The 2,063-nt window shown below is 39.6% G+C and carries 1 pseudogene; it reads left to right on the forward strand.

The window, feature by feature from the left end:
- Window positions 1-2,063 (forward strand): annotated as a pseudogene (locus tag CER18_RS10155) (hypothetical protein); the annotation flags it as partial.

Consider the following 2,063-nt stretch of genomic DNA (forward strand, 5'->3'; position numbering starts at 1 on the left):
TTCTACCGATGCAGTTACGGGTGGACAACTCTATTCAGTGAACAAACAGTTTGCGACCTATTTTGGCGGTGGAGCTGGTTATAATGAAAAGGGTGAATGGAAAGCGCCTACCTTTAAAGTCAAAACAGTTAAAAATGATGGCAAGGAAGAAGATAAGACTTATCAGAATGTAGCGGATGCTTTAGCAGGAGTGGGTACATCTTTTACAAATGTTCAGAATAAAATCACCAATGAGATCACCAACCAAATTAATCATCTTCAGTCAGAAGATTCAGCGGTTGTCCACTATGATAAGGCAGATGATAAAAATGGTACCGTTAATTATGGGAGTATCACTTTTGGTGGTAAAGATCAAACCCTCACGGCTCTCCACAATGTTGCTGATGGTGTGATTTCTTCAGGATCACATGATGCAATCAATGGTAAGCAGATCAACAAAATCGGTGAGGATATTGCAAAATTCCTTGGTGGAGAAGCATCCTTTAAAGATGGTGCCTTTAAAGGACCGACCTATAAATTATCTTACATTGCCAAAGATGGTGTTGTAACAGCAAGTTCTCTTGACGGTGTTGGAACAGCACTTGCAGGACTTGATAGTAATATCAAGAATGTGAATCAACGTATTAAAGAAGTATCTCAGGGCGTTGCACARGATTCTYTAAATTGGAGCAAGGATGCAAATGCCTTTTTAGCGCAACATGGAGATAAAGAAGAAAACAGCAAGATTACATCTCTTAAAGGTGGCGTTATTAGTTCTCTCTCAACCGATGCCATTAATGGTTCCCAGCTTTATGCTTTGGGCAGCAGTGTTGCGCAGTACTTTGGTGGTGGAGCAAGTTATGAGAATGGCGCATGGAGTGCACCAGTCTTTAAGTTTAAGGCTGTTAAGGAAGATGGTGTTTCCATTGAAGATAAAGAATATAGTACAGTTGCAGAAGCATTTACGGGCGTAGGAAGCTCTTTTGAGAAACTTCAAAAAGAGTTTAGCCAAAGCATCACCAATATTACGCAAGAAGTTCAAGGTGATGCGTTGATGTGGAGTGATGCTGATAAAGCCTTTAGTGCTCAACACGGGAAAGATGGAGCAAAAACGGCGAGCAAGATTAAGTATCTTGCCAATGGGGATATTTCTGCTGCTTCAACAGAAGCGATCACAGGTTCCCAGCTTTATGGTTTAGGAAGCAATGTTGCGCAGTACTTTGGAGGCGGAGCGAGTTATGAGAATGGCACATGGAAAGCCCCTACTTTTACAGTTAAAACTGTTAATGGAGATGGTAAGGAAAAAGAAAATACTTATCAGAATGTAGCGGAAGCTTTTGAAGGTGTTGGTACTTCTATCACGAATGTCCAGAATAAAGTTACCAACGATATAACGAATAAATTCAACGATTTTACCAAAAATATAACGAATATTACGCAACAAGTTCAAGGTGATGCTTTATTGTGGAGCGATACCGATAACGCATTTATTGCTGATCATAAGAAGGATGGTACAAACACAAAGAGTAAAATTACCCATCTTTTAGATGGAAATATTGCTTCTGGTTCCACGGATGCAGTAACAGGAGGTCAGCTTTATTCATTGAATGAGCAGCTTGCGAGCTATTTTGGTGGTGGCTCTGGTTATGGTGAGAATGGAAAATGGACAGCGCCTACTTTTAAAATTAAGACAGTTAAGGAAGATGGAAAATCAGAAGATAAGACGTATTCCACTGTAGCTGAAGCATTGGCTGGAGTAGGCAATTCTTTCACGAATATAAAAAATGATATTACCAATAATATTACCACTGTCGTTAGCGATAGTCTTGTTAAGTGGGATGAAAAAACAAATCTGATCAAAATAGGTGGTGAAAAATACGGTAATGTAGTTAGTATTGCTGATCAGGACAGTAAGGATAGAACTCTTTCGGGTGTTAAGGCGGCAGAGAAAGATAATGAAGCGGTTAATAAGAAACAACTCGAAGACAGTTTGAAAGGTCTTTCTAAGGATCTTCAGTCGGATGATTCAGCGGTTGTCCACTATGATAAGACAAATGATGAAAGTGGCACTATTAATTATGGGA

The sequence above is a fragment of the Bartonella tribocorum genome (assembly GCF_002777915.1).
GTDB lineage: Bacteria > Pseudomonadota > Alphaproteobacteria > Rhizobiales > Rhizobiaceae > Bartonella > Bartonella tribocorum_A.